At 65.2% G+C, this 20,521-nt stretch carries 20 protein-coding genes and 1 pseudogene; 6 read left to right on the forward strand and 15 right to left on the reverse strand.

Annotated elements, in window-relative coordinates:
• Positions 1 to 170: 170 nt before the first annotated feature.
• Positions 171 to 887 carry a SagB/ThcOx family dehydrogenase gene (locus tag CDN38_RS13195; RefSeq protein ID WP_082276954.1) on the reverse strand — a complete coding sequence of 239 codons (717 nt, stop codon included), beginning with the start codon at positions 885 to 887 and terminating at the stop codon, positions 171 to 173.
• 292 nt (positions 888 to 1,179) lie between these two features.
• Here CDN38_RS13195 and CDN38_RS13200 point away from each other — a divergent pair, with 292 nt between their 5' ends.
• The 4 genes from CDN38_RS13200 to CDN38_RS13215 all read left to right on the forward strand — a co-directional run bounded on the left by CDN38_RS13200 (position 1,180) and on the right by CDN38_RS13215 (position 5,111).
• Complete coding sequence (locus CDN38_RS13200; protein ID WP_075509324.1) at positions 1,180 to 1,785, forward strand: TetR/AcrR family transcriptional regulator; 606 nt, start codon at positions 1,180 to 1,182, stop codon at positions 1,783 to 1,785.
• Positions 1,786 to 1,812: 27 nt separating this feature from the next.
• Complete coding sequence (locus CDN38_RS13205; RefSeq protein ID WP_075509323.1) at positions 1,813 to 3,024, forward strand: acyl-CoA dehydrogenase family protein; 1,212 nt, start codon at positions 1,813 to 1,815, stop codon at positions 3,022 to 3,024.
• A gap of 23 nt (positions 3,025 to 3,047) precedes the next feature.
• Positions 3,048 to 4,235: a glycosyltransferase gene (locus CDN38_RS13210; protein WP_075509322.1), complete on the forward strand. Its 1,188-nt coding sequence runs from the start codon at positions 3,048 to 3,050 to the stop codon at positions 4,233 to 4,235.
• 207 nt (positions 4,236 to 4,442) lie between these two features.
• On the forward strand, positions 4,443 to 5,111 hold the full coding sequence (locus tag CDN38_RS13215) for a CPBP family intramembrane glutamic endopeptidase (RefSeq protein ID WP_233027188.1): 669 nt from the start codon (positions 4,443 to 4,445) through the stop codon (positions 5,109 to 5,111).
• 93 nt (positions 5,112 to 5,204) lie between these two features.
• Here the strand turns inward: CDN38_RS13215 and CDN38_RS13220 are convergent, their stop codons facing one another.
• On the reverse strand, positions 5,205 to 5,924 hold the full coding sequence (locus tag CDN38_RS13220) for an NUDIX hydrolase (protein ID WP_075509321.1): 720 nt from the start codon (positions 5,922 to 5,924) through the stop codon (positions 5,205 to 5,207).
• A gap of 101 nt (positions 5,925 to 6,025) precedes the next feature.
• On the opposite strand from CDN38_RS13220, the gene CDN38_RS13225 reads away from it, so the two are divergent.
• Both CDN38_RS13225 and CDN38_RS13230 read left to right on the forward strand, forming a co-directional pair.
• Positions 6,026 to 6,940, forward strand: coding sequence for a ribonuclease Z (locus CDN38_RS13225; RefSeq protein ID WP_075509320.1), 915 nt, complete (start codon positions 6,026 to 6,028; stop codon positions 6,938 to 6,940).
• Positions 6,941 to 7,352: 412 nt separating this feature from the next.
• Positions 7,353 to 7,709 carry a hypothetical protein gene (locus tag CDN38_RS13230; protein ID WP_082276960.1) on the forward strand — a complete coding sequence of 119 codons (357 nt, stop codon included), beginning with the start codon at positions 7,353 to 7,355 and terminating at the stop codon, positions 7,707 to 7,709.
• Here the strand turns inward: CDN38_RS13230 and CDN38_RS13235 are convergent.
• The 13 genes and pseudogenes from CDN38_RS13235 to CDN38_RS13300 all read right to left on the reverse strand — a co-directional run bounded on the left by CDN38_RS13235 (position 7,706) and on the right by CDN38_RS13300 (position 20,519).
• Complete coding sequence (locus CDN38_RS13235; protein WP_075509318.1) at positions 7,706 to 8,869, reverse strand: AAA family ATPase; 1,164 nt, start codon at positions 8,867 to 8,869, stop codon at positions 7,706 to 7,708. The two genes, CDN38_RS13230 and CDN38_RS13235, sit on opposite strands and share 4 nt — an antisense overlap.
• Before the next feature lie 83 nt (positions 8,870 to 8,952).
• Positions 8,953 to 10,002 (reverse strand): glycoside hydrolase family 6 protein, encoded by a 1,050-nt coding sequence (locus tag CDN38_RS13240; protein WP_075509317.1) that lies wholly within the window; start codon positions 10,000 to 10,002, stop codon positions 8,953 to 8,955.
• Positions 10,003 to 10,267: 265 nt separating this feature from the next.
• Entirely contained in the window at positions 10,268 to 11,482 is a 1,215-nt protein-coding gene (locus CDN38_RS13245; RefSeq protein WP_075509316.1) for a cytochrome P450, read from the reverse strand.
• 237 nt (positions 11,483 to 11,719) lie between these two features.
• Positions 11,720 to 11,953 (reverse strand): annotated as a pseudogene (locus tag CDN38_RS32195) (type II toxin-antitoxin system RelE/ParE family toxin).
• Between the two features lie 43 nt (positions 11,954 to 11,996).
• Positions 11,997 to 12,248: a type II toxin-antitoxin system ParD family antitoxin gene (locus tag CDN38_RS13255; protein WP_075509315.1), complete on the reverse strand. Its 252-nt coding sequence runs from the start codon at positions 12,246 to 12,248 to the stop codon at positions 11,997 to 11,999.
• Between the two features lie 59 nt (positions 12,249 to 12,307).
• Positions 12,308 to 13,024, reverse strand: a complete 717-nt coding sequence (locus CDN38_RS13260) for a hypothetical protein (protein WP_075509314.1) — start codon at positions 13,022 to 13,024, stop codon at positions 12,308 to 12,310.
• A 721-nt stretch (positions 13,025 to 13,745) separates the two neighbouring features.
• Positions 13,746 to 15,557, reverse strand: a complete 1,812-nt coding sequence (gene dnaB / locus CDN38_RS13265) for a replicative DNA helicase (RefSeq protein WP_075509313.1) — start codon at positions 15,555 to 15,557, stop codon at positions 13,746 to 13,748.
• Between the two features lie 607 nt (positions 15,558 to 16,164).
• Positions 16,165 to 16,623, reverse strand: coding sequence for a 50S ribosomal protein L9 (gene rplI, locus CDN38_RS13270; RefSeq protein ID WP_075509312.1), 459 nt, complete (start codon positions 16,621 to 16,623; stop codon positions 16,165 to 16,167).
• A gap of 41 nt (positions 16,624 to 16,664) precedes the next feature.
• Entirely contained in the window at positions 16,665 to 16,919 is a 255-nt protein-coding gene (gene rpsR, locus CDN38_RS13275) for a 30S ribosomal protein S18 (RefSeq protein WP_075509311.1), read from the reverse strand.
• Between the two features lie 44 nt (positions 16,920 to 16,963).
• Positions 16,964 to 17,482 (reverse strand): single-stranded DNA-binding protein, encoded by a 519-nt coding sequence (locus CDN38_RS13280; protein WP_075509310.1) that lies wholly within the window; start codon positions 17,480 to 17,482, stop codon positions 16,964 to 16,966.
• 263 nt (positions 17,483 to 17,745) lie between these two features.
• On the reverse strand, positions 17,746 to 18,036 hold the full coding sequence (gene rpsF / locus CDN38_RS13290; RefSeq protein ID WP_023369150.1) for a 30S ribosomal protein S6: 291 nt from the start codon (positions 18,034 to 18,036) through the stop codon (positions 17,746 to 17,748).
• Positions 18,037 to 18,246: 210 nt separating this feature from the next.
• Positions 18,247 to 18,885: a DJ-1/PfpI family protein gene (locus CDN38_RS13295; protein WP_075509308.1), complete on the reverse strand. Its 639-nt coding sequence runs from the start codon at positions 18,883 to 18,885 to the stop codon at positions 18,247 to 18,249.
• Positions 18,885 to 20,519: a glycosyltransferase family 87 protein gene (locus CDN38_RS13300; RefSeq protein ID WP_099319388.1), complete on the reverse strand. Its 1,635-nt coding sequence runs from the start codon at positions 20,517 to 20,519 to the stop codon at positions 18,885 to 18,887. Before CDN38_RS13300 ends, CDN38_RS13295 begins: the two co-directional genes overlap by 1 nt.
• Between the last annotated feature and the right edge of the window lie 2 nt (positions 20,520 to 20,521).

Below are 20,521 nucleotides of genomic sequence, written 5' to 3' on the forward strand. Positions count from 1 at the left end.
TCCACATCGACGTCCGAGAGATCCCGAAATCGGCAATGGGCTCATGAACCGGATACGTCCCGGAGCACTTCGTCCAGCGTGCGGCCGGGCAGAGTACGCGATCGGTATGGTGCAGCGGCTGCGAATGAAGCTGGTCGTTACGCCGCTGGTGGCGAAGTAACCTGTCTTCTTTACTGCGGAGCCCGCCGTATGCCCACTGGCATCAAGCACAACGCTTGCTCATCCTCCGCCAAACCGAGAATTGCGTTTACTCGGTCGTCCAAGAATGCGCCGATAAAGACGGTTCCCAGGTCCAGCGCGGTGGCCTGCAGGTACACATTTTGAGCGGCGCTTCCGACCTCCATATGTACGTAGCGCGGCGCTCTATCACCGTATTTGACCTGTGTGCGCTGGTAGACCGCAGCGAAAACAATCACAATAGGTGCCTGCCGGATGGGGTCTTGCTTCAAAGCAGCTAGGTAGAGGTCGTCCCGCTGGTCCTGGTTGGACACCTCCAGCAGTTGGTGTCCGGATGGCAGGTACTTATAAATGCCAGGCCTGAGGCCATTCACTGCGCCAGCCAGCAGATAAATTTCCAGCGGATGCAGCCCTCCGGCTGAAGGCGCTGTTCTGTAACCGTTTTCGTGCGTGATGCCCTGGGCCGCCCACAACAATTGCGAGACTTCGTCCAACGACGGCGGTTCGTCTGCATATTCTCGCACCGACCGGCGACGTTGAATAGCTGATTCCAACGAGACCGGGCTGTCGAGGCGCACCGGCGGCAGCTGAACATGATCGCCAATACGTTGCGGCCGCTGACCAACTTCGCTACTGCCGATCAAATAATATGCCGCCGAGATAATCGTTGCGATCAAGGTAATCCCAACCGCTAAACGCCATTTACCCATAATTGCCGATCCTGATAAGCCGTCTAGCTGCGGTATGTGCCGCCAAGATAGCCGGACTTGTTGCCATGGTATTACGTTCTCCGCTCACCTGAAAAGTGTGGCGGCCAAACCGGTTCTAACGCATTCGTTTCCGTAAACCATTCCCTACCAACATGTATGTGGAGAAGAGCGGCAGTGCTAGCGAAGTCAGCGCCCCAGGCCGCACAATGCAGAAGCCCAGATCTGGACGTTCGATCGCTGAATCCGCCCTGACCCGCTTGCCACACTGCAGGTGAGTGAGTACTCTCTCACTATGCCCGTCTCGGGGCGCGATCGTTTGCTGTCGGCAGCACTGAAGCTTTTTGCCGCCAAGGGGTACGCGGCCACGTCAGTTGCCGATATCCAGCGGGCGTCCGGGCTGGCGCCCGGATCGGGCGCGCTCTACAAGCACTTCGGCTCCAAGCGTGAACTGCTCGAGGCCGCGGTAGCGCACCGTATCGACAGCATCGTGGCCGCGCGGGAGCAGTACGACGCGGGGCAACCGGACAGCGTCGAGCAGGCGGTGCGCACTGCTGGCCGGCTGATCTGGGACAACCTGAAACACAGCGAAGACCTACTCAAAGTCATGCTGCGCGAGCCCGATGCACTCGGCGATCTCGACGAAAAGACATGGCAAGTCATCACTGACAATGCCTATCAGCGATTCGCCGACGAACTGGCTGCGTCCAACCGTTCCGGTCGCACCCGGATACCCGACCCGGAAGCGGCCGCCGCCGTCGCATTCGCGTCCTTGTCCCACGCCGCCACGCTGCAGGCATTGACCGGCCGAACCCCCGGAAATATCGATGACGATCGGTATTTCGAGGCATGGGTCAACCAGACGGTAAGCGTCCTCGCGCAGTACGCCGACACCCGTTGAGCACCACACTATTTCAGGAGTAGAGCCATGACATTCTCACTGCAACTGAGCGACGACGTGATACAGGTGCGCGACTGGGTGCACGAGTTCGCGACCGAAGTGATCCGCCCGGCCGCCTCCGAGTGGGACGAACGGGAAGAGACTCCGTGGCCGGTCATCCAGGAGGCGGCCAAGGTCGGCCTGTACTCCCCCGACTTCTTCGGGCAGCAGGCAGCGGAGCCGACAGGGCTGGGCATGCTGACCGCCTTCGAGGAGATGTTCTGGGGCGACGCCGGCATCGCGCTGTCGATCATGGGCACCGGCCTGGCCGCAGCTGCCTTGGCCGGCAACGGAACTCCGGAGCAACTGGGCCGCTGGCTGCCCGAGATGTTCGGCACGGCCGGCGATCCCAAGCTGGGCGCGTTCTGCTCCTCGGAACCCGACGCGGGTTCTGACGTCGGCGCCATCCGCACCCGCGCACGCTACGACGAGGCGGCCGGTGAGTGGGTGCTCAACGGCACCAAGACCTGGGCCACCAATGGCGGTATCGCCAACGTGCACATCGTGGTGGCGTCGGTCTATCCGGAGCTCGGCACCCGCGGCCAGGCCACGTTCATCATCCCGCCCGGCACCAAAGGTCTTGCCCAGGGGCAGAAGTTCAAGAAGCACGGCATCCGCGCTTCGCACACCGCCGAGGTGATGCTCGACGACGTGCGACTGCCCGCAGACTTGATTCTCGGCGGCCGGGAGAAATTCGAGGCGCGGATCGCTCGGGCGAAGTCCGGCGCCTCGGTGGGCGGTCAGGCGGCGATGAAGACCTTCGAACGCACCCGGCCTACGGTGGGAGCAATGGCGGTGGGCGTGGCCCGCGCCGCCTACGAGTATGCTCTCGAATACGCCTGCCAGCGCGAGCAATTCGGTCGCAAGATCGGCGAATTCCAAGCGGTGGCATTCAAATTGGCGGACATGAAGAGCCGGATCGACGCAGCTCGGCTGCTGGTGTGGCGGGCCGGCTGGATGGCGCGCAACAATCAGAGCTTCGACTCGGCGGAGGGCTCGATGGCCAAGCTGGTGGCCAGCGAGACAGCCGTATACGTCACCGATGAGGCGATTCAGATCCTGGGCGGCAACGGTTATACCCGTGACTACCCGGTCGAGCGGATGCATCGTGACGCCAAGATTTTCACGATCTTCGAGGGGACCAGCGAGATTCAACGCCTGGTGATCTCGCGGGCGCTGACCGGATTGCCCATCCGATAGCCGTCACCCGGTAGGTATCCGCGATGAAGGTCGTGGTAGCAAGCTATGGCAGCCGCGGCGATGTCGAACCCTGCGCCGCCGTGGCTCGCGAACTGCTGCGGCGCGGTCACGACGTCTGTATGGCGGTGCCGCCCAACATGGTGGGCTTTGTCGAATCAGCGGGCCTCACTGCCGTGGCCTACGGGCCGGACTCGCGCGAGCAGCTGAACCCGGCCATGGATCTGGTCCGCGACTTCGCGACCCGCAACCGCAATCCGATCGGCTTGCTGTCTCAAGTGATCGAGCATGTCAGCCAGGTCAACGCGGATAAGAGTGCGGCCCTGACGGCACTGGCGGCTGAGGCCGATCTGCTGTTGGCAAGCTTCACCGAACAACGCCTGGTCGCCAATGTCGCTGAATACCAAGATATTCCAGCGGCAGCCCTGCATTTCTTCCCGACAGGTCTGTGGGCTTCCGGCGGGATGTCACCGCTGATCACCACGGCGGTCGACGAAGCCCAACGACGTTCACTCGGGTTACCTGAGGACAGCGAGTCGCCGGCGATGCTGGAAATCCAGGCCTACGACGAACTCTGCCTGCCGGGACGGGCAGCCGATTGGATAGCACCGCGCGGCCGGCAGCCCTTCGTCGGCGCGCTGACACTGCAATTGCCGACGGGCGCCGACGACGAGGTTTTGTCCTGGATGGCCGCGGATACACCGCCCATCTATTTCGGCTTCGGCAGCACACCGACCGAATGCCCCGCCGACACGGTTGCCATGATCAGTAGCGCCTGCGCGGAATTAGGTGAACGAGCACTGATTTGCGGCGGTGTCAACGACTTCCGTGGCATCGCCCATGCCGGCCACCTGAAGATCGTAGACGCGGTGAATCATGCGTCCGTCTTTCCAGGCTGCCGCGCAGTCGTTCACCATGGCGGTGCCGGCACCACGGCCGCGGGGATGCGGGCCGGAATCCCCACGTTGATCCTGTGGTTCTGGCTCGACCAGCCGCTCTGGGCGGCCGGGCTCGATCAGCTGGGAGTTGGTGCTGGACGCCAGTTTTCGGCCACCACCCACGACACCCTGGTCGCAGACCTGCGGTCCATCCTCACTCCGCAACGCGTCGCTCGGGCGCGTGAGGTCGCCGCGCAACTGATCACACCGGCGAAAAGTATCGCCCTGGCCGCTGATCTGCTCGAAGATGCCGCCCGGCTGGGGCGTTCCGGGTAATCACCGGTGCGTTCGACTCGCAGGTCGACATCGAAGCGCGATACTTGGCGTGACGGCGGACCGGCTGCCCGTCCAAGCCGTGACGTGCCCGCGCTGCCGTGAAGCGGTAGCGTCACGGCCGTGGAAACAGATCGCGTCGACGAGACGGCCGCGCCCGGGCCGTCAGGGTTTTCGGCACCGGTTTCCGATTCGGTACCTCGCTGGGGTCTGGGCGCCTTCTCGCTGGTAGGGCTAGTCTACTTGCTGGCCTCAGCCGTATTCGTCGTCGTCCTCGCCGGTAGGGGCCCGCTGTCTGCGGGCATGCTTGCACTGGCGGTGGGAGCCCCGACCGTGATCGCGGCCGCACTGGCCGTGCTCATCACGACGCTGCGCGGCAACGGTCCCCGCACCGACCTGAAGCTGCACTGGTCGTGGCACGGTGTGGGGCTGGGATTGCTGTTCGGTTTCGGCGGGCTGTTCGTCACGGTGCCCGCCTCGGTGCTCTACGCCTCGGTCGCCGGGCCGGGCGCGAAATCCGCTGTCGCCAGCGTCTTCACTGGCGTCCAGGCTTCCTGGCCGTGGGCGGTGGCCGTGTTTGCGCTGGTGGTGTTCGTCGGGCCGCTGGGCGAGGAGATCATCTTTCGGGGGCTGCTGTGGGGAGCGGTGGATCGACGCTGGGGGCGGTGGGCTGCGCTGGTGGTAACCACCGTGGTGTTCGCGCTGGCTCATCTCGAGTTCACCCGGGCTCCGCTATTGGTGGTGGTGGCGATCCCGATCGCGCTTGCGCGGTTGTACTCCGGTGGCCTGTTGGCCAGCATCGTCGCACACCAGGTGACCAACCTGTTGCCGGGCATCATAGTGATGCTTGGTGTGGCTGGGGTCATGCCGATGCCGTGAAGCAAACCCAGGGATCGGAATCCCCGGGGCCGCCACGGATTTCAAGCGAAAAGCGCGCCGAAGCCCTGCTGTGGGCGATCGGCGGCGCGCTGCCTACTTCCAGGCGAATACCGGTTGCTCAAACTCGTCGACCGGGTCGGAGCGACCTTCCAGGCACAGCCACCGCAGCTGCAGCAGCACTGCACCCGTGGGCGCGTGGATCAGGTGATTACCCAACGGGATCTGCACGACCGGCCGCGGACTCTCCGGGATTGCGGTGAATCGCGGCGAGTCGTCGCGCTGCAGTTGGTGAAGCCCCACCCGGTACACCGCCATCACCTCGTCGGGTGCGGGGCGGGGCTGCAGCCGCCCGCCACCCCAGATCACCACCGGGGTGATGACATATCCGGACCGCGTCGAGTAGTCGTCGAGCAGGCCCAGCACCGCCGAGTCGGACAATCGGATGCCGACCTCTTCGTCGAGTTCCCGCAGCGCCGCGTCGACCGCGCTTTCCCCCCGATCCACCCGGCCTCCGGGCAGCGCCCACTGCGCAGCATGCGAAGTGAGGCGAGATGCTCTGCGGCACAAGAGGAAAGCGGCACCACCGGACGCGTCTACCATGCGACTGTCCAGGCCTGGCTCGGGCGGTGGCCGGCCGGCGATCCGCTCGGCCACCGGCACCGGATCCACCCCGTCCTCACCGACCTCGGAGTCGACCAGCACCACCGCGACGGCAGCGTGCCGCTTGGTCGGGTCGGTCACCGCGCGGCGGTCGTGGCCGGCCAAATGTGCCCGGATCCGCTCCCGTAACGCATCGTCGTAGCTGATCGTCACGGCTCGACGATAAGACGAAGCCGCCGGATGTCACCGGCTTCTGCCTGCGGTGCCTGACGGTGGTGGGCGACGGAATTCTTCGCGGGCCGTAGTCTCGGACTGTGTCGGTCCGGGAGCTGATTGTGCTCGGCACCTCAAGTCAGGTGCCTACCCGACACCGCAACCACAACGGCTACCTGCTGCGCTGGGACGAGGAGCGGCTGCTGTTCGATCCCGGCGAGGGGACCCAACGGCAAATGCTGCTTGCCGGTGTGCCCCTCACCGCGGTGACGCGGCTATGTCTAACGCATTTTCACGGCGACCACTGCCTGGGCGTGCCCGGCGTGGTGCAACGGCTGTCGCTGGACGGGGCACAACACCGGGTGCACGCCTACTTTCCGGCCTCGGGGCGGCAATTCTTCGCGCGGCTGCGCCATGCGTGCATTTTCCACGACCGGGCGAACGTGCACGCTGAGCCGGTTGCCGCAGACGGCCCGGTGGCGACGGGAGCGTTCGGAGTCCTGGAAGCACGCAAGCTCGATCATTCCGTCGACGCGATCGGCTACCGCCTGATCGAGCCCGACGGTCGACGGTTCGTGCCCGAGCTGCTGGCGCGCTTTGGCATCGCAGGGCCCGCGGTGGGTGAGTTGCACCGGGCCGGGTCGGTCCACATCGGCGGGCGCACTGTCGATTTGTCAGAAGTCAGTGAGGCACGCCGTGGCCAGCGATTCGCCTTCGTGATGGATACCCGGTTGTGCGACGCGGTCTACGCTCTGGCTGAGGGCGTGGACCTGTTGGTGATCGAGGCGACCTTCCTGAGCGAGGACTCGGACTTGGCCGCACATTACGGGCATCTGACCGCGCGGCAGGCGGCGCGGGTGGCAGCAGAGTGCGGGGTGCGGCGGCTGGTGCTGACGCACTTCTCCCAGAGATACCCCGACGCCCGGCGTTACCGCGACGAGGCGGCCGAGGTGTTCGACGGCGACCTGGTCATCGCGGAGGACCTGGCTCGGATAGCGGTCCCCAAGCGGGAGTAGGTGCGGCGAGAGCGGAAACGCGCGCTGCTGCTTAACACGGTGGTAGGGCATCCGGTTGTCGCCTAGCGAACAAGCCGGAGGCTACCTCTCCCAGTTGATCGCTTGCGGTCACGATACGGCCCGCCGCACGCGCCGTCCCCAGTACAACGTCACCTCTGCAAGGGCCGAAGGTCTCGAGCGCCACCGGACCGGCAAAGCCGCGACGAGCGCATAGGACTGATGCCCGTCGCTCGCGAAGGTCATCACGGCGCCCTGACCGCGGCCGTCGGGTAGTGATCGGTGTCGCGGCGTACCTCGATTCCGCGGCGATAGCTGCGAAGATGGGCGCATGGCAATTCCCTGGGACACTGCGGTCACCGCGGTCACGGCAGAAAACGACACAATCGTCGGTTCGCTAGCCAGTAGCGACAGCATGGCGGTCGCGGGCTCCATCGCGACCGCCGGCAGCGCCGCCGTCGCCGGGTCGGCGGCGACCGCGGGCAGTGTCGCCGTGGCGGGTTCGGTCGCGACCGCGGGCAGTGTCGCGGTCGCCGGGTCGGCGGCTATCGCGGGCAGTGTCGCAGTGATTGCCAGCGTGCTCAGTGTGTTGTGCGTAGCCGTCCGGGAATGCGTGGCATGCCTGGCATGCATTGCCTGCGCCCGGTGCGTGGCCTGTGTCGGATGCGTGCGTTGTACCGACTGTGTCGGCTGCGTTGGCTGCGTGAACTGTTCCGGCCTGCGCAATGTCAAGGGCGCCAGAAACATTCACGCTCCCGTCGGCGCTCACTAGCGCGGCGGCCAATGCCATGGCGGTTGGTCGAGCAGCCGCTGGCCGGCAATGCGGGTCTCACCGAGTTCTTTGGTCAGGCGCACGGTGTGCACGTCTGTGGCCTGTTGCAGGGTCGCGACAAGGGGCTCGGAGTGGGTGGCGACGACAATTTGGCTGTGCTCGGCTGCAGTGGCGATCAACGATGCCAAGGCGGGCAACAACTCCGGGTGCAGGCTGGTCTCGGGTTCGTTGAGCACTAGCAGCTGGGGTGGACGTGGTGTCAGCAGGGCTGCGGCCCAAAGCAGATATCGCAATGTGCCGTCGGACAACTCGGCAGCGCCCAGTGGCCGCAGCATCCCCGGCTGGTGCAGAACGAGTTCGAAGCGGCCTTCGGCGTTACGGATATCGACGCTGCTACCCGGAAACGCGCGCTCGACGGCTTCACTGAGCGCCTCGTCGTCGCCAATCTCTCGAATCGTTTGCAAGGCCGCGGCCAGATCCGCGCCGTCGTGACCCAATACCGGTGTGCGCGTGCCGATTCGGGGCTGCCGCGCGGGCGCGTCGGTGTCGGTGCGCAGCTGGTCGTAAAACCGCCAGTTGCGCATCCGCTCACGCAGCTGCATCAACTCCGGCGCCCGCACCGGGTCGGCAAGCTCACTGAGCATCGAGTCGAACGGCCGCAGCACGTCGGCGATCACATGCCAGCCACCGTCACCGTCTCGCACCCGTGCAGTAGGGCCACCGCGCTGGGCTATCACCGTGGCGGGGCGCCACACCGAACCCACCCACAGCGCCTCGACCTTGACCTCCGGATCGAGCCCGAACTCCGTGCGCGTGGCGATGGGCAGTCCGAGGTCCAGGGCATAGCCGAATTCGTCACCGGCAAAGCCCAGCTTCAGGCTGACCGACTCCGTGCGTACCGTGCCCTGAACCCGATGACGCCCCTGGCGCACTGACTTACCGATCACCGCCGGCCCGGCCCATATCGTTGAGCTCAACCCACCTTCGCGGGCCAGCGCGGCCACCGCGCCGTTGCGGGCCGAATCCGCCAGCAGGCGCAACGCTCGATACAGGTTGGACTTGCCAGTGCCGTTGGCGCCGGTTACGACGTTGAGCTGGTGCAACGGGACGACCAGTTGGCGCAGCGAACGGTAATTCTCCACCGCGACCGTACCCAGCACCCGGTCACGCTAATCCAACGTCGACACCATCCCGCGGCTAGGTCCCCGTTGCGCTCGATGCGGGCACGCGTCGGGCAGTCGTCTTATTGGCCCGCGTTTTGGGCGAGATCAATGGCGTACTGACTCACGAAGTGACCCGCCGAAGGGCCTCCGTTGCATGATCCGTCGGATTCGCCGGGACGTTTGACCCACAGATAGGCGTCGGCGTGCGCGCCCGCAGTAGCCGTGGTGGGCGGGGTGCCCAAGGCGCGCCCGCCGGGGTTGCACCAGCTCAGTGCCGAGTCGGGCGCAGGCCCGGCGCCGTTGCGCGACGTGTCGATCACGTAGTGCGCACCGTTCGTCATCCCCGAAATCGCCTCGCCGTAACCGGTTTCCTCGTCGGTGCTGAAGAAGTTCGAGACGTTGAGACTGAACCCTCGCGCAAGGCCAACACCGGCCTGGTTGAGCCTGGCGGCGATTTCCTCGGCACTCAACCACCGCGAGTGTCCGCCGTCGACGTAGACGGCCGCGGCCGGATCGCGGGTCAGGGTGTCGACCGCGTAGCGGATCAGATCGAAGCGTTCCTGGCGCTGGTCAGCCGACAGGCAGCCGGCCATGTCGAGTGCGTCGGGTTCGACGATGATCGCCGCCGGCGAGCCGCCCAGGCCGGACGAGATGCTGTCGATCCACTGGCGGTAGTCTGCCCCCGACGCGAACCCGCCGGACGCGTAACTACCGCAGTCGCGATGCGGAATTCCGTACAGCGCGAAAATCGGCATGCTGCCGGCAGCCTGTGCCGCGCCGGTGTACCCGGCGACCCTCGCGCCTACCGAACCGGCTGGAAATGCCTGGTCAAGCCAGTACGCCTGCGGGGTATTGGCGACGGCGGTCAGCTGCGGACTCGGCGGATTGGCGTTGCGCGCGGCGGCCATGGCCGCCGACGCCGGGTCCACGTAAAAAGGCTGTCCAGCCAGCGGGTTTCCCCCGTCGGCCAGACGGATCGCGGGGGTGGGGCCGGCCTGCAGGGAGGCGGTAGAAAGCATCACGCCGACAACGGTCGCAACCGCCAGAAAAGGGGAGATCCACCGAGCGACGGCACCTGCAGCTATTGACAGCACGCCAGTAAAATAGTGCCGCGACGTAAGAAACGCCAATCCTCGACGACAGGTGCGGGCGCCAAACTATCTCGTGACGGCTCACGAGAGCTTGTCTGACGAACGCCGGGGTTCTTTCGAGCGGTTCCGGTGACCTTGCTGTGAACGTTCCGGCTGTCCGCGGCTGACGCTGCGACTGGCAGGGTGGCGGCTACGGCTCGTGCGTTGAATTGGACACCTTTCCCGGATACGAGACGAGACGGACCTTGTCCGGAGACACCTACCCTTTCCCGACGCTCGATGGCACCAGGACCGGGCGCCGACGTCAGCTGAGGGTCAACCGCAGGAACTGCCGCCGGCGTGCGAGCACGCTGGGTAGCCAAGGGCCGATGTCGGCGGCCTCGAACCACTCGGTGCGGTCCAGCACCATCCGCAGCACGGTCGCGGCCTCGAGCCGGGCCAGCGGCGCGCCCAGGCAGAAGTGGATGCCTTTGCCGAAACTCATGTGCGCCTTGCTGATCGGACGGTCCAGCCGAAATTCGTCAGGGGCCTCGAAATGGGCGGGGTCGCGGTTCGCCGCGCCCCACAACAGCAGCACCCGCGAGTTCTTCGGCAGCGCGGCACCCACGAGTTCGGTGTCGCCCAGGACATGGCGGTAGTGCGCGCGAAACGGCGGCTCCAGCCGCAGCGTCTCCTCGATGAAGACACCGAGCAGATCCGGCTGGTCGCGGAGCCGTCGCTGCAGCGCCGCATCGGTGGCCAGCATGGACACCGCGGTGCCCAGCAGCGATGCCGTCGACTCCCCGCCAGCGCTGAACAGCGCGACCAGGATCAGCTGTGCGGTGAAGGCGTCGAGCTCGCCGGCCTCGCACGCCTGCGCCAGCACACCCATCAGGTCATCACGCGGGCTGGTCGTGGCCACCCGCAGACGCGTCGCGATGTAGGCGCTCAACTCGCCGATCGCGGCCATCGACGCGGCCAGCTCGTCGGCCGACATCAGCCCGTCGAGCAGTCGGGTGCTGGCATAACCCCATCGCGCCAGCTGGTCGGCATCGGCCTCGGGGACACCGATCAGGTCGGCGACAACGCTCATCGGCAACCGGTTGGCGACGGCGCCCATCCACTCGATGGTGCCGTCGTAAGCTGCTGCGGCCCAGAGGGTTTCGAAAATTCGCGTGATCAGCGGCTGCAGTGCCTGCACGCGTTTGGCGGTGAACTGGCCGACCATCAACTTGCGATGCGCGGCGTGCACGGGGTCGTCGGCGGTGACCAGGATGTGGGTCCGGCCGCCCACGCCGTCCATCGGGAACGGGACGACCCCACCCGCGGGGGTGAATGTCATGGTCGCGGTCAGATTCGACGAGAAGACCTCGGGCCGGTTGACCACGTCGGTGATCGCCGCCCAGCTGCTGGCCACATAGAACTCCGAATCTCCGACGCGATGAACGCCGCCCGCACTCCGCAGCCGGGCATACAGCGGGTAGGGGTCCTGGATGGCTGCGTCGCCGAAGAAATCGGCCGGGTCGATGGTGGCAGTCATTGCGTGTCCCGCCTGGTTGAAATCAGTATCGGGACTCTACCCCGTCTGCTGCTCTGCTCGTTCGCAGTAGTACAGGCAAACCTGCAGGTTCTGCACGGACTGCATCTCGCGACCGACGCGACCTGCGATGCACCCGTCGTCTCAAAGCGATTGTCGCCCAGTTTGTCTCACGATCCGGTTAGTTTCCTACGATCGACGGTCGCGGGGGGTCTTGGCGTCGGCATCGCGCTGCGCAGGTCAGTCGAAATGCTGGTCGGCATCCATCCGTTGGTGGCGTATGCGCACCACATCGATCGCGTCGACGCTGGCAATCCGGTAGTACAGCGTGCTTCCGGTAGCCGGGGCGGACTTCGTCGCAGGCCCGTCCGATCATCGGCTTTTCCACGACTCGTTCGATTGCCCGTTGGATCTCGCGAACGTACTTCTCGGCCTGATCGTCATCCCAGGTCTCATAGGGGTGTCATGCCAGATCTGTTCTAGATCCGCGCGTGCGGCGAGCGAAAGTCATACCGGCTCACCCGGGGCGAGGTTTCTCAGCCCGCTTGCGCCCAACGAACCCATCGAAGTCGAATTGTGTCGACTCGCCACTTCGTTCGCCAGCGATCAGTGCCTGGCGCAGTGCCCGCAGGCGGGTCTCACGATCTTCAAGCAATCGCAAAGCAGTACGCACGACATCGCTGGCCGAGCGGTATCGGCCCGACGCGACCTCCTGCTCGATGAAGGCGCTGTAATGCTCATCGAGGCTGAACGAGGTGTTCTTGCCCACGCGCCCGAGGATACCAACAATTGGTACTTTAGCGGTGGTGAGTCAGTGAGCCGGTCGGCTCACTGATCGACGGCATCCTGGTCCAGGTTGCGCTTCGAGCGCACCGTCGGCCGCGTCGATCGCCGCCGCGGAATACGGTCTGTGATGCCACTGAGCGTGTTGACCATCCTGTTGAGGGTATCGACAGCAGACTCGAGGGTGTCGGCGGTGGGCGTCAACCTCTCGATAGCGGGCTGCAGCCGACTCAGGATTTCAGCGGCTTCGGTGAATTGTTCTAGCGGTCCATTCTTAGCCAGCAGCTTGTCGATGACGCCGTCCTCGGCGAACATCCGCTCGATAATGCCGTCCTCGGCGAACATCCGCTCGACCGGCCCGTCCTCAGCGAGCAGCCGATCTGCGAGCCCACCGGGCGCCAGGATCCGCTCTAACGCGGTACCTTCAACGGATACCCGATCGAGTAAACCGCCGGGCGCGGTCAACAGGTCGACAACCCCACCCGGACGCATCAGCTTGTCCGCCGGCCCGCCGCGGACCAGAGCGCGCCCCATGGCCCGGTCGTTTTCGGTCAATTCGGCAACTCGATTGGCGCCTATGAGTGCGCCGCGCAACGGAAACAGGTCGGTAATCGGGTCTACTGTCTTGGGGCCTTCCTCGCCCAAGGATTGCTTCACAGCCCCGAGCGCGATGGCCGCAACGGCGAGTCCGGCGTCGGCCACCGCGACGCCGGCCCGGACAGGGGCTATCGCTGCACCGACAATGGCTTTGCTGATGTTCACGCGGCAAGTGTATGGCTCGGCGTCGTCTCCGTGGGCGACGGCGCCAATTGGGTGGCAGACAATCCAGGCGATGGTCTACGTCGCCAAACAGGGCTTCTGAACGGGGCCAACGTCGCCCACAGCTGTCCGGCGGTGCCCCAGCCGATCATCCGCGCGCAACGGGGCCAATCCCATGTCCGTCGGCTGCAACCGGGCCATGGACGCCGGTTGCCGAAGAACAAGTGCGCGAAAATTGTGTGAGTTCACCCCGAGAGACCGAAATCCCTTGTCCCAGCATGTAGGTTCGCAGACTGCGTGGCGGATCGATCGGTCTGACTCCGAGTTTGCAGAATTCTCACCGAAATGGCGTCAGCAACACCGATCAAACGCGGAGGGAAGCCCGTGCCCGCGTAATGTTTCTGCCCGCGGTGCCATCGAAAGGTCCGCCAGGGTGTCGCGCCGGCAAGTTGGTCGATCTCGGCCGCAGTCCAGTCTCTTGCAACTTCACTCAGGTCGTCGGCACATCGATATGAGACAGAGGCAGTCGACGCCTTGCCGCTGCTGCGGCCCATAGCGATCACCTCGGCCCTGCAATCGGATCAGACTGCTTCGGTGACGTGATCGTCACATGGTCGTCGACACACCGCTGGGATTGGATAGTCCGCGTGTCTCACCAACATGGCGGATCCGCCATCATTCGTGAGAATCCGCCACGCTCCGTGAGAACCTACAGTGACGTAACTCACCGAGCCATGTTGGCGAACCGCGACAGGTGCAGCTGGTGTGCGACGGTCACCGTCTTCGTCGGACCGTTACGGTGCTTGGCGAGAATGAAATCCGCCTCTCCCCCACGTGGATCATCGCGGTCGAACGCGTCCGGCCGGTGCAGCAGAATGACGACGTCAGCATCTTGTTCGAGGCTTCCCGACTCGCGAAGGTCAGACAACATCGGCTTCTTGTCGGTGCGCTGCTCGGGGCCGCGGTTGAGCTGGCTGATCGCGACCACCGGCACCTCGAGCTCCTTGGCGAGCAGCTTGAGTTGCCGCGAGAATTCCGACACCTCGACCTGCCGCGACTCGTGCTTCTTGCCCGAGGTCATCAGCTGCATGTAGTCGACAACGACCAGACGCAGGTTGGCCTTCTGCCGCAGCCGGCGCGCTTTGGCGCGGATCTCCATCATCGTCATGTTCGGCGAGTCGTCGATATACAGTGGCGCTTCGCTGATTTCGCTCATCCGCCGGGCCAGCCGCGTCCAGTCATCATCGGTCATGCGGCCCGAACGCATATCGGAGAGCTTGATTTTCGCCTCCGCCGACAACAGCCGCATCACGATCTCGGACTTGCTCATCTCCAGCGAGAAGATGATGCTGGCCTGGCGGTGTTTGATCGAGCACGACCGCAGGAAGTCCAACCCGAGGGTGGAGTTGTGTGTCGGCACCATGCCGCGGCCGGCCAGATAAAGATGCGCGGCGTTGTCCACCTCGACGCAGCGCACCGCGACACTGGGCACCCGGCGCACCGAGACGACCCGCAAAACCGGTGCCAGCGTGGCGGTGGGCCGGTGTCCGGCGCAGGGCACCATCGAGCCGGCCGGCGTAATCGTGTCCAGCCCACAACGCAGCTGAGCTGACGTTCGGATCCCATGGCCGGTCAGCCACTGATGTTCGGCATCGGCGACAATCGTTGTGCCGTCCGAGAACTCGATCTGATAGCACGGGCGTCCCAACATGACGTCCGTCGCACCGACCACCCGCGTCGGCAAGCCGTCGGCATCGAGCAACTCATCGCCGACGGCGACGTCGCCCATCGTGGTCCAACCGGCCGGTGTGGGCAGCGGTGTGTCCAGCGCCAGCGCCTTGCCCACTCCCGGACGCGCCGCGACAATGATCATCTGCCCCGGGTGCAGGCCGTTGGTCACCTCGTCCAGTTCGCTAAAGCCCGTCAGCACACCGCGCGAGACACCGCCATTGGAGGCGATGGCGTCGATCTCGTCCATCGTCGGCTGCAGCAGATCCTCAAGCGGCACAAAGTCTTCCGACAACCGCCGGTTGGCGACGTCGTAGATTTCCGCCTGGGCGCGGTCGACCACCTCGGCCACGTCGGCGCCCTCGGCACCGGCATAGCCGTACTGCACCACCCGGGTGCCCGCCTCGACCAACCGACGCAGCACCGCCTTCTCCGCGACGATGCTGGCGTAGTAACCCGCATTGGCGGCGGTCGGCACCGTCGAGATCAGGGTATGCAGATACGGTGCGCCGCCGATGCGGCGCAGCAGCCCGCGACGGTCCAGTTCGGCGGCGACCGTCACCGCGTCGGCCGGCTCGCCGCGCCCATACAAGTCGAGGATGGCATCGTAGACGTTCTGGTGGGCCGGACGATAGAAATCACCGGGCCGCAGCCGTTCCAGCACATCGGCGATGGCGTCCTTGCTCAACAGCATCCCGCCCAGTACGGACTGTTCCGCGGCAAGATCCTGCGGGGGTTGACGGCCAAAGTCCTCACTGGGAGGCGGGGCATCCATTCCGGGGTGGGCGAGATCGTCGACAACCGCCATGGGCCCTCACCTCCTCCGACATGAGCATCCGAACACACATTCGACCGCCGGTAACCAGAGCGTAAATCAAGGCTCCGACAACAATCCCCGCTCCCAGCTCGGTTGGCCGGCTACCCGACGGGTCGCTACGCCACCCACATCGTCACCGCCCCAGCTCAATTGGCCGCCCGAAGGCGCCCGCATCGCCTGCGCCGGGACGACGCTAAACGTTGCTGGCCGGTCCTCCAAGGGGCCGTTGTTTATGAAGCTGTGCATGGTGTGTGCATATCCGTTGACCGCTGTGTTGAACGGGGTGTGCAAAACCTGTGGATCAATGCGGGTAGTTGCGACATCACTGCTGATAAACGCCGTACAACGGCACCCGTATTGTGTGGACAACAATCTCCCCGGCGTGTCGGGCCAGGTTACCGCCTCGGGCGTGTTGGTTTTCGCCGAGATTTTCGGCGAGTTAAGCCTTGGTAACGGCGGGCGCGCCAAGACGCCATCGGAAAAGTTCGCCAGCGGCAACTTTTTCGGCAACGCGCCGGGCGGGGCGGCGGCTAGATTCGGGCAGCCGAAAACCCGGCGGGGCCATCCTGGGCTCCACCGGGTGGACAGCTTTGAGGGGTTAGGTTTCCGCGACGACGTCGAGCGAGATCTCGACGTCGACTTCCGGGTGCAGGTGCACCACCACCGGATGCGTGCCCACCGCCTTGATGTGGGCCTTGGGTAGCCGGAGGATCCGCTTGTCGAGATTCGGGCCGCCCGCCTTCTTGATGGCCGAGACGATGTCGCCCGCTGTCACCGAACCGAACAGCTTGCCGGAGTCGCCCGCCGTTTTCACCGGCAGCGCGACCGGGCCAAGCGCTTCGATGGCCGCCTTGATTTCGTTGGCATGTTCGCGGTCGCGCACCGCTTTGGACTCGCGGGCGCGGCGGATGTCGTCGGCCTGCCGTTGGGCACCGCGCGAGGCCATGATCGCCAGGCCGCGGGGCAGCAGGAAGTTGCGGCCGTACCCGTCCTTGACCTCGACCGTGTCGCCGACGGAACCAAGGTGGTCAACGTCAGCCGTCAGAATCAGCTTCATCGTTTGCGTACTTTCGTTGGGGTTGCAGCGCTTACGGTCGGCTAGCGCACCGACGAGGTAAAGGGCAGCAGCGCGACTTCACGGGCATTCTTCACCGCGGTTGCGATGTCTCGTTGGTGCTGCACACAGTTGCCGGTGACCCGGCGTGCCCGGATCTTGCCGCGCTCGCTGATATAGGTCCGCAGCAGCGCGGTGTCCTTGTAGTCGATCTTCTGATCCTTCTTTGCACAGAAGACGCATTTGCGCGCCTTGACCGGCTTTTCCGGAGCCGGGCGTCGCTTGCTGGACTTGGCCATGTGTGTCTTTCTTTCCGTTGCTCAGTGATGGGACGTGTTGTCGATCAGAAGGGCGGCTCGTCATCGCCGCCGAATGAGCCCGAGGCGGGGGCGCTGCCCCACGGGTCGTCACCGGGACCGGGACCGGGTGTGCCGCCGGCCGGCGGGGTCGCCGGTCGGGACCCGCCACCGCCGCCAAAGCCGCCGCCACCGCCACTTCGGCTGGCCTTGTTGACTTTGGCGGTGGCATACCGCAGTGACGGCCCGATCTCGTCGACCTCGACCTCGACGACGGTGCGCTTCTCGCCTTCACGGGTTTCGAACGAACGTTGCTTGAGCCGGCCGGTGACGATGACCCGCGCACCCCTGGTCAGGCTTTCCGCCACGTTTTCGGCGGCCTCCCGCCAGATGTTGCAGCGCAGGAAAAGCGCCTCGCCGTCCTTCCATTCACCGGTCTGCCGGTCGTAGATCCGGGGCGTCGACGCGACGGTGAAATTCGCGACGGCGGCACCCGACGGCGTGAACCGTAGCTCGGGATCAGCGGTCAGGTTTCCGACGACGGTGATGGTGGTGTCACCAGCCACAATAGTTCTCCTTGTTCCGCCCGATCCTCGCCTGGCGGGTAGTCATGAGCGTCTTTGACTCGAGCCTATGCAACAGGGCTGACAGCGACGGCTGGTGCTCGATTTGCCCGGCTCCTTCGCCCCCGCTACACGGCCGCATCGTCGCCGGGCGGTGCTCGATTTGCCCGGCTCCTTCGCCCCCGCTACACGGCCGCATCGTCGCCGGGCGGTGCTCGATTTGCCCGGCTCCTTCGCCCCCGCTTCGCGGCCGCATCGTCGCCGGGCTAGTGCTTGTCGGCGCGCATCACCTTGGTGCGCAGTACCGACTCGTTGAGGCTCAGCTGGCGGTCCAGTTCGGATACCGTCGCCGGGGCAGCTTTCAGGTCGACGACGACGTAGATGCCCTCGGAGTGCTTGGCGATCTCGTAGGCCAACCGCCGCCGGCCCCAGATGTCAACCTTTTCGACTTTTCCGCCGTCCTTCCGGACGACGTTCAGGAACGTCTCCAGGGACGGGGCGACGGTGCGTTCGTCGAGAGTGGGATCGAGGATGATCATGATTTCGTATGGACGCATAGAGACCTCATCACCTCCTCTGGTCTGAGCGGCCACGGTCGGTCCGTGGCAGGAGGGTCGCCTGCGTCGGCAACCGTCCCAGGCTACCGGATAGCGCGCCGACCCGAAAAATCGCCGAACAAAGCCGCGGTCCGCGCCCAGATTGCACTGGTGGGCGTGGTCTCGAGCCGGACCGCAGCCCTCATGGCAATCTGGCGGCCAGAAAGCCGGTCACTTCCGACTGCGCAGGAATTCTGCGGCCCGGATCCTCGTTGCCTCGTCGGCAGTGGCCAGCGATCCCGAGGCGAACGGCGGCCGCGGGTCGTATTCGATGAGCAGCTGGGCGGCCTGGGCGGCTTCCCGATCAACCAGCAACTCGACCAACCGCAAAGCCATGTCGATGCCGCTGGAGACCCCGGCGGCGGTGATGATGCGCTGCGGCAGGTGTTCGACGACGCGGTCGGGCACATACCGCGCGCCCAGCTCGTTGAGCTGCTCTGCGGCGCGCCAATGCGTCGTGGCGGTCAGACCGTCGAGCAGCCCCGCGGCGGCGAGCAACAACGCTCCGGTGCACACCGAGGTGGTGAACCTGGTGTGCGGGTGGACCGATTGCAGCCAGCCGCGGATGATGCCATCGTCCAGCAGCACCCGGGTTCCGATGCCACCGGGAAACACCACGACATCGGGTGTACCGACTTCGTCGAAGGTGGCATCGCAGACAAGGCCGAGCATGCCGTTTTCGGTGCGCAACTCGCCGCGTCGGTGCCCGACGAAAACCACGTCGATCGACGGAATACGTTGCAGGACTTCATAGGGACCGATGGCGTCCAACGCGGTGAACCTCGGGAACAGCGGGATGGCGACCTGCATCAGGGCTCTCGCACGTCAATAGCTGCAGGCGCCGCCAGCTCCGGCCGCGATGCGACTGGGCGCAGCCAGTTCGGCAGCCAGTCGGGTGCGGCGTCCGGGGCGCGGTCGTAACCACCGCCCGCGGGATCGTCGACTCGCCCATTCCAGCGCACCAAATCCTCCCGGGGTCGATATATCTGTCGAATTATCAACCCACACAGCATGATAACAGCAATATCGCGCAACAACACCGTCGAGGTGAACCACTGCTGGAGCAGTGAGCGGTTCGGGTTGCCGTACAGGTAATACATCCGCGGCACCCACACCAGCGCGTCAATTGTCATCCACGCCAGCAGAATCCGGCGGTGCGGCAGGGCAAGCACGGCCAGGGGTACCAACCACAGCGAGAACTGCGGGCTCCATACCTTGTTGGTCAACAGGAACACTGCCACCACCAGAAACATCAGCTGCGCCACCCGCGGCCGCTGCGGTGCAGTGAACGCGATGTAAGCGATTGCGGCACAAGACAATGCAAACAACACCGTCACGACCGTGTTCAGCACCAGCGGCGGCTCCCAGAAGCCCCGTGCGGGATCGAAGCCGCGCCAACCGGTAAAGGACTTCACGACGTGGTACAGCGAATCCATGTCGTCGCCGCGCCGGGTGTTGAGCCGGAAGAACTCCGACCAGCCCCGCGGATAGAGCACCATGATGGGCAGATTGACCACCAGCCAGGTCACCGCCGCAGCGACCGCCGTGCGGCCCACGGCACCCAGCCGTCCGGTCCGAATTCCCAGCACCACCAGCGGGCCCAGGAACAACAGCGGATACAACTTGGCCGCAGCACCCACACCGATCAGCAGTCCGGCCAGCCACGGTCTGCGGCGCGCCCACGCCAGCAGTCCGCCCATTGCGAAAGCCGTTGCCAGTGCGTCGAAGTTGGTGAATATCTGGAAGATCAGCAGCGGTGATGCCGCCACCAGCGCCGCATCCCAGATCCGGCGGCCGGCCAGGCCCGAGGTTGCCCACACGGTAGCCAACCAGGCGATCGCCAGCCCGAACGCCGCGGCGTTGAAGAACATCACCACTTCGGCGATCACCGGTAGCGGCGTGACGTTGCTCAACGCGGTGTAGGTCTTGGCAATAGCCATCGACACGTACTGGTATATCCCGGTCAACACCGGATATTCCATGTAGCGCACCGCCAACCGCCCGTTGTATTGGATCTGCGGTGTGCCGGTGCTGTCCGTTTCGACCCAGCTGGATTTATAGGGAAACTTGCCCTGGCTCAACAGCTCTGCGCCGTAGAGCGGCACGGTGTCGGAGTAGCACAATTCGTAATAGGCGCGCTGGTTGTCCCAGTTGGCCACCCGCTTGTCACCCGGCCCGGTCCCGGTGCTTTGCAGGCACGCGGCCTTCGTCGACCAGCCGAGCGCCAGAAACACCAGCGCGATCACAAACATCACCCGCAACGGGGTCATGAACCGGGCACGTCCGATCAAGGCGTGCCGGCCCACCGGCCCACCGATGACATCGGCCAGAGCAGAACCCAAAACGTCGGTGCGGCTGGGACAATCGCGGGTGTCTGCACTACGTAGGTCGCGGGCCAACGGCGCGGGCGAGGTGAGTGAGCCGGCTGCTAGATGGGTCCGGATAT

The organism is Mycobacterium ostraviense (genome assembly GCF_002705925.1).
In the GTDB taxonomy this organism is placed as follows: domain Bacteria; phylum Actinomycetota; class Actinomycetes; order Mycobacteriales; family Mycobacteriaceae; genus Mycobacterium; species Mycobacterium ostraviense.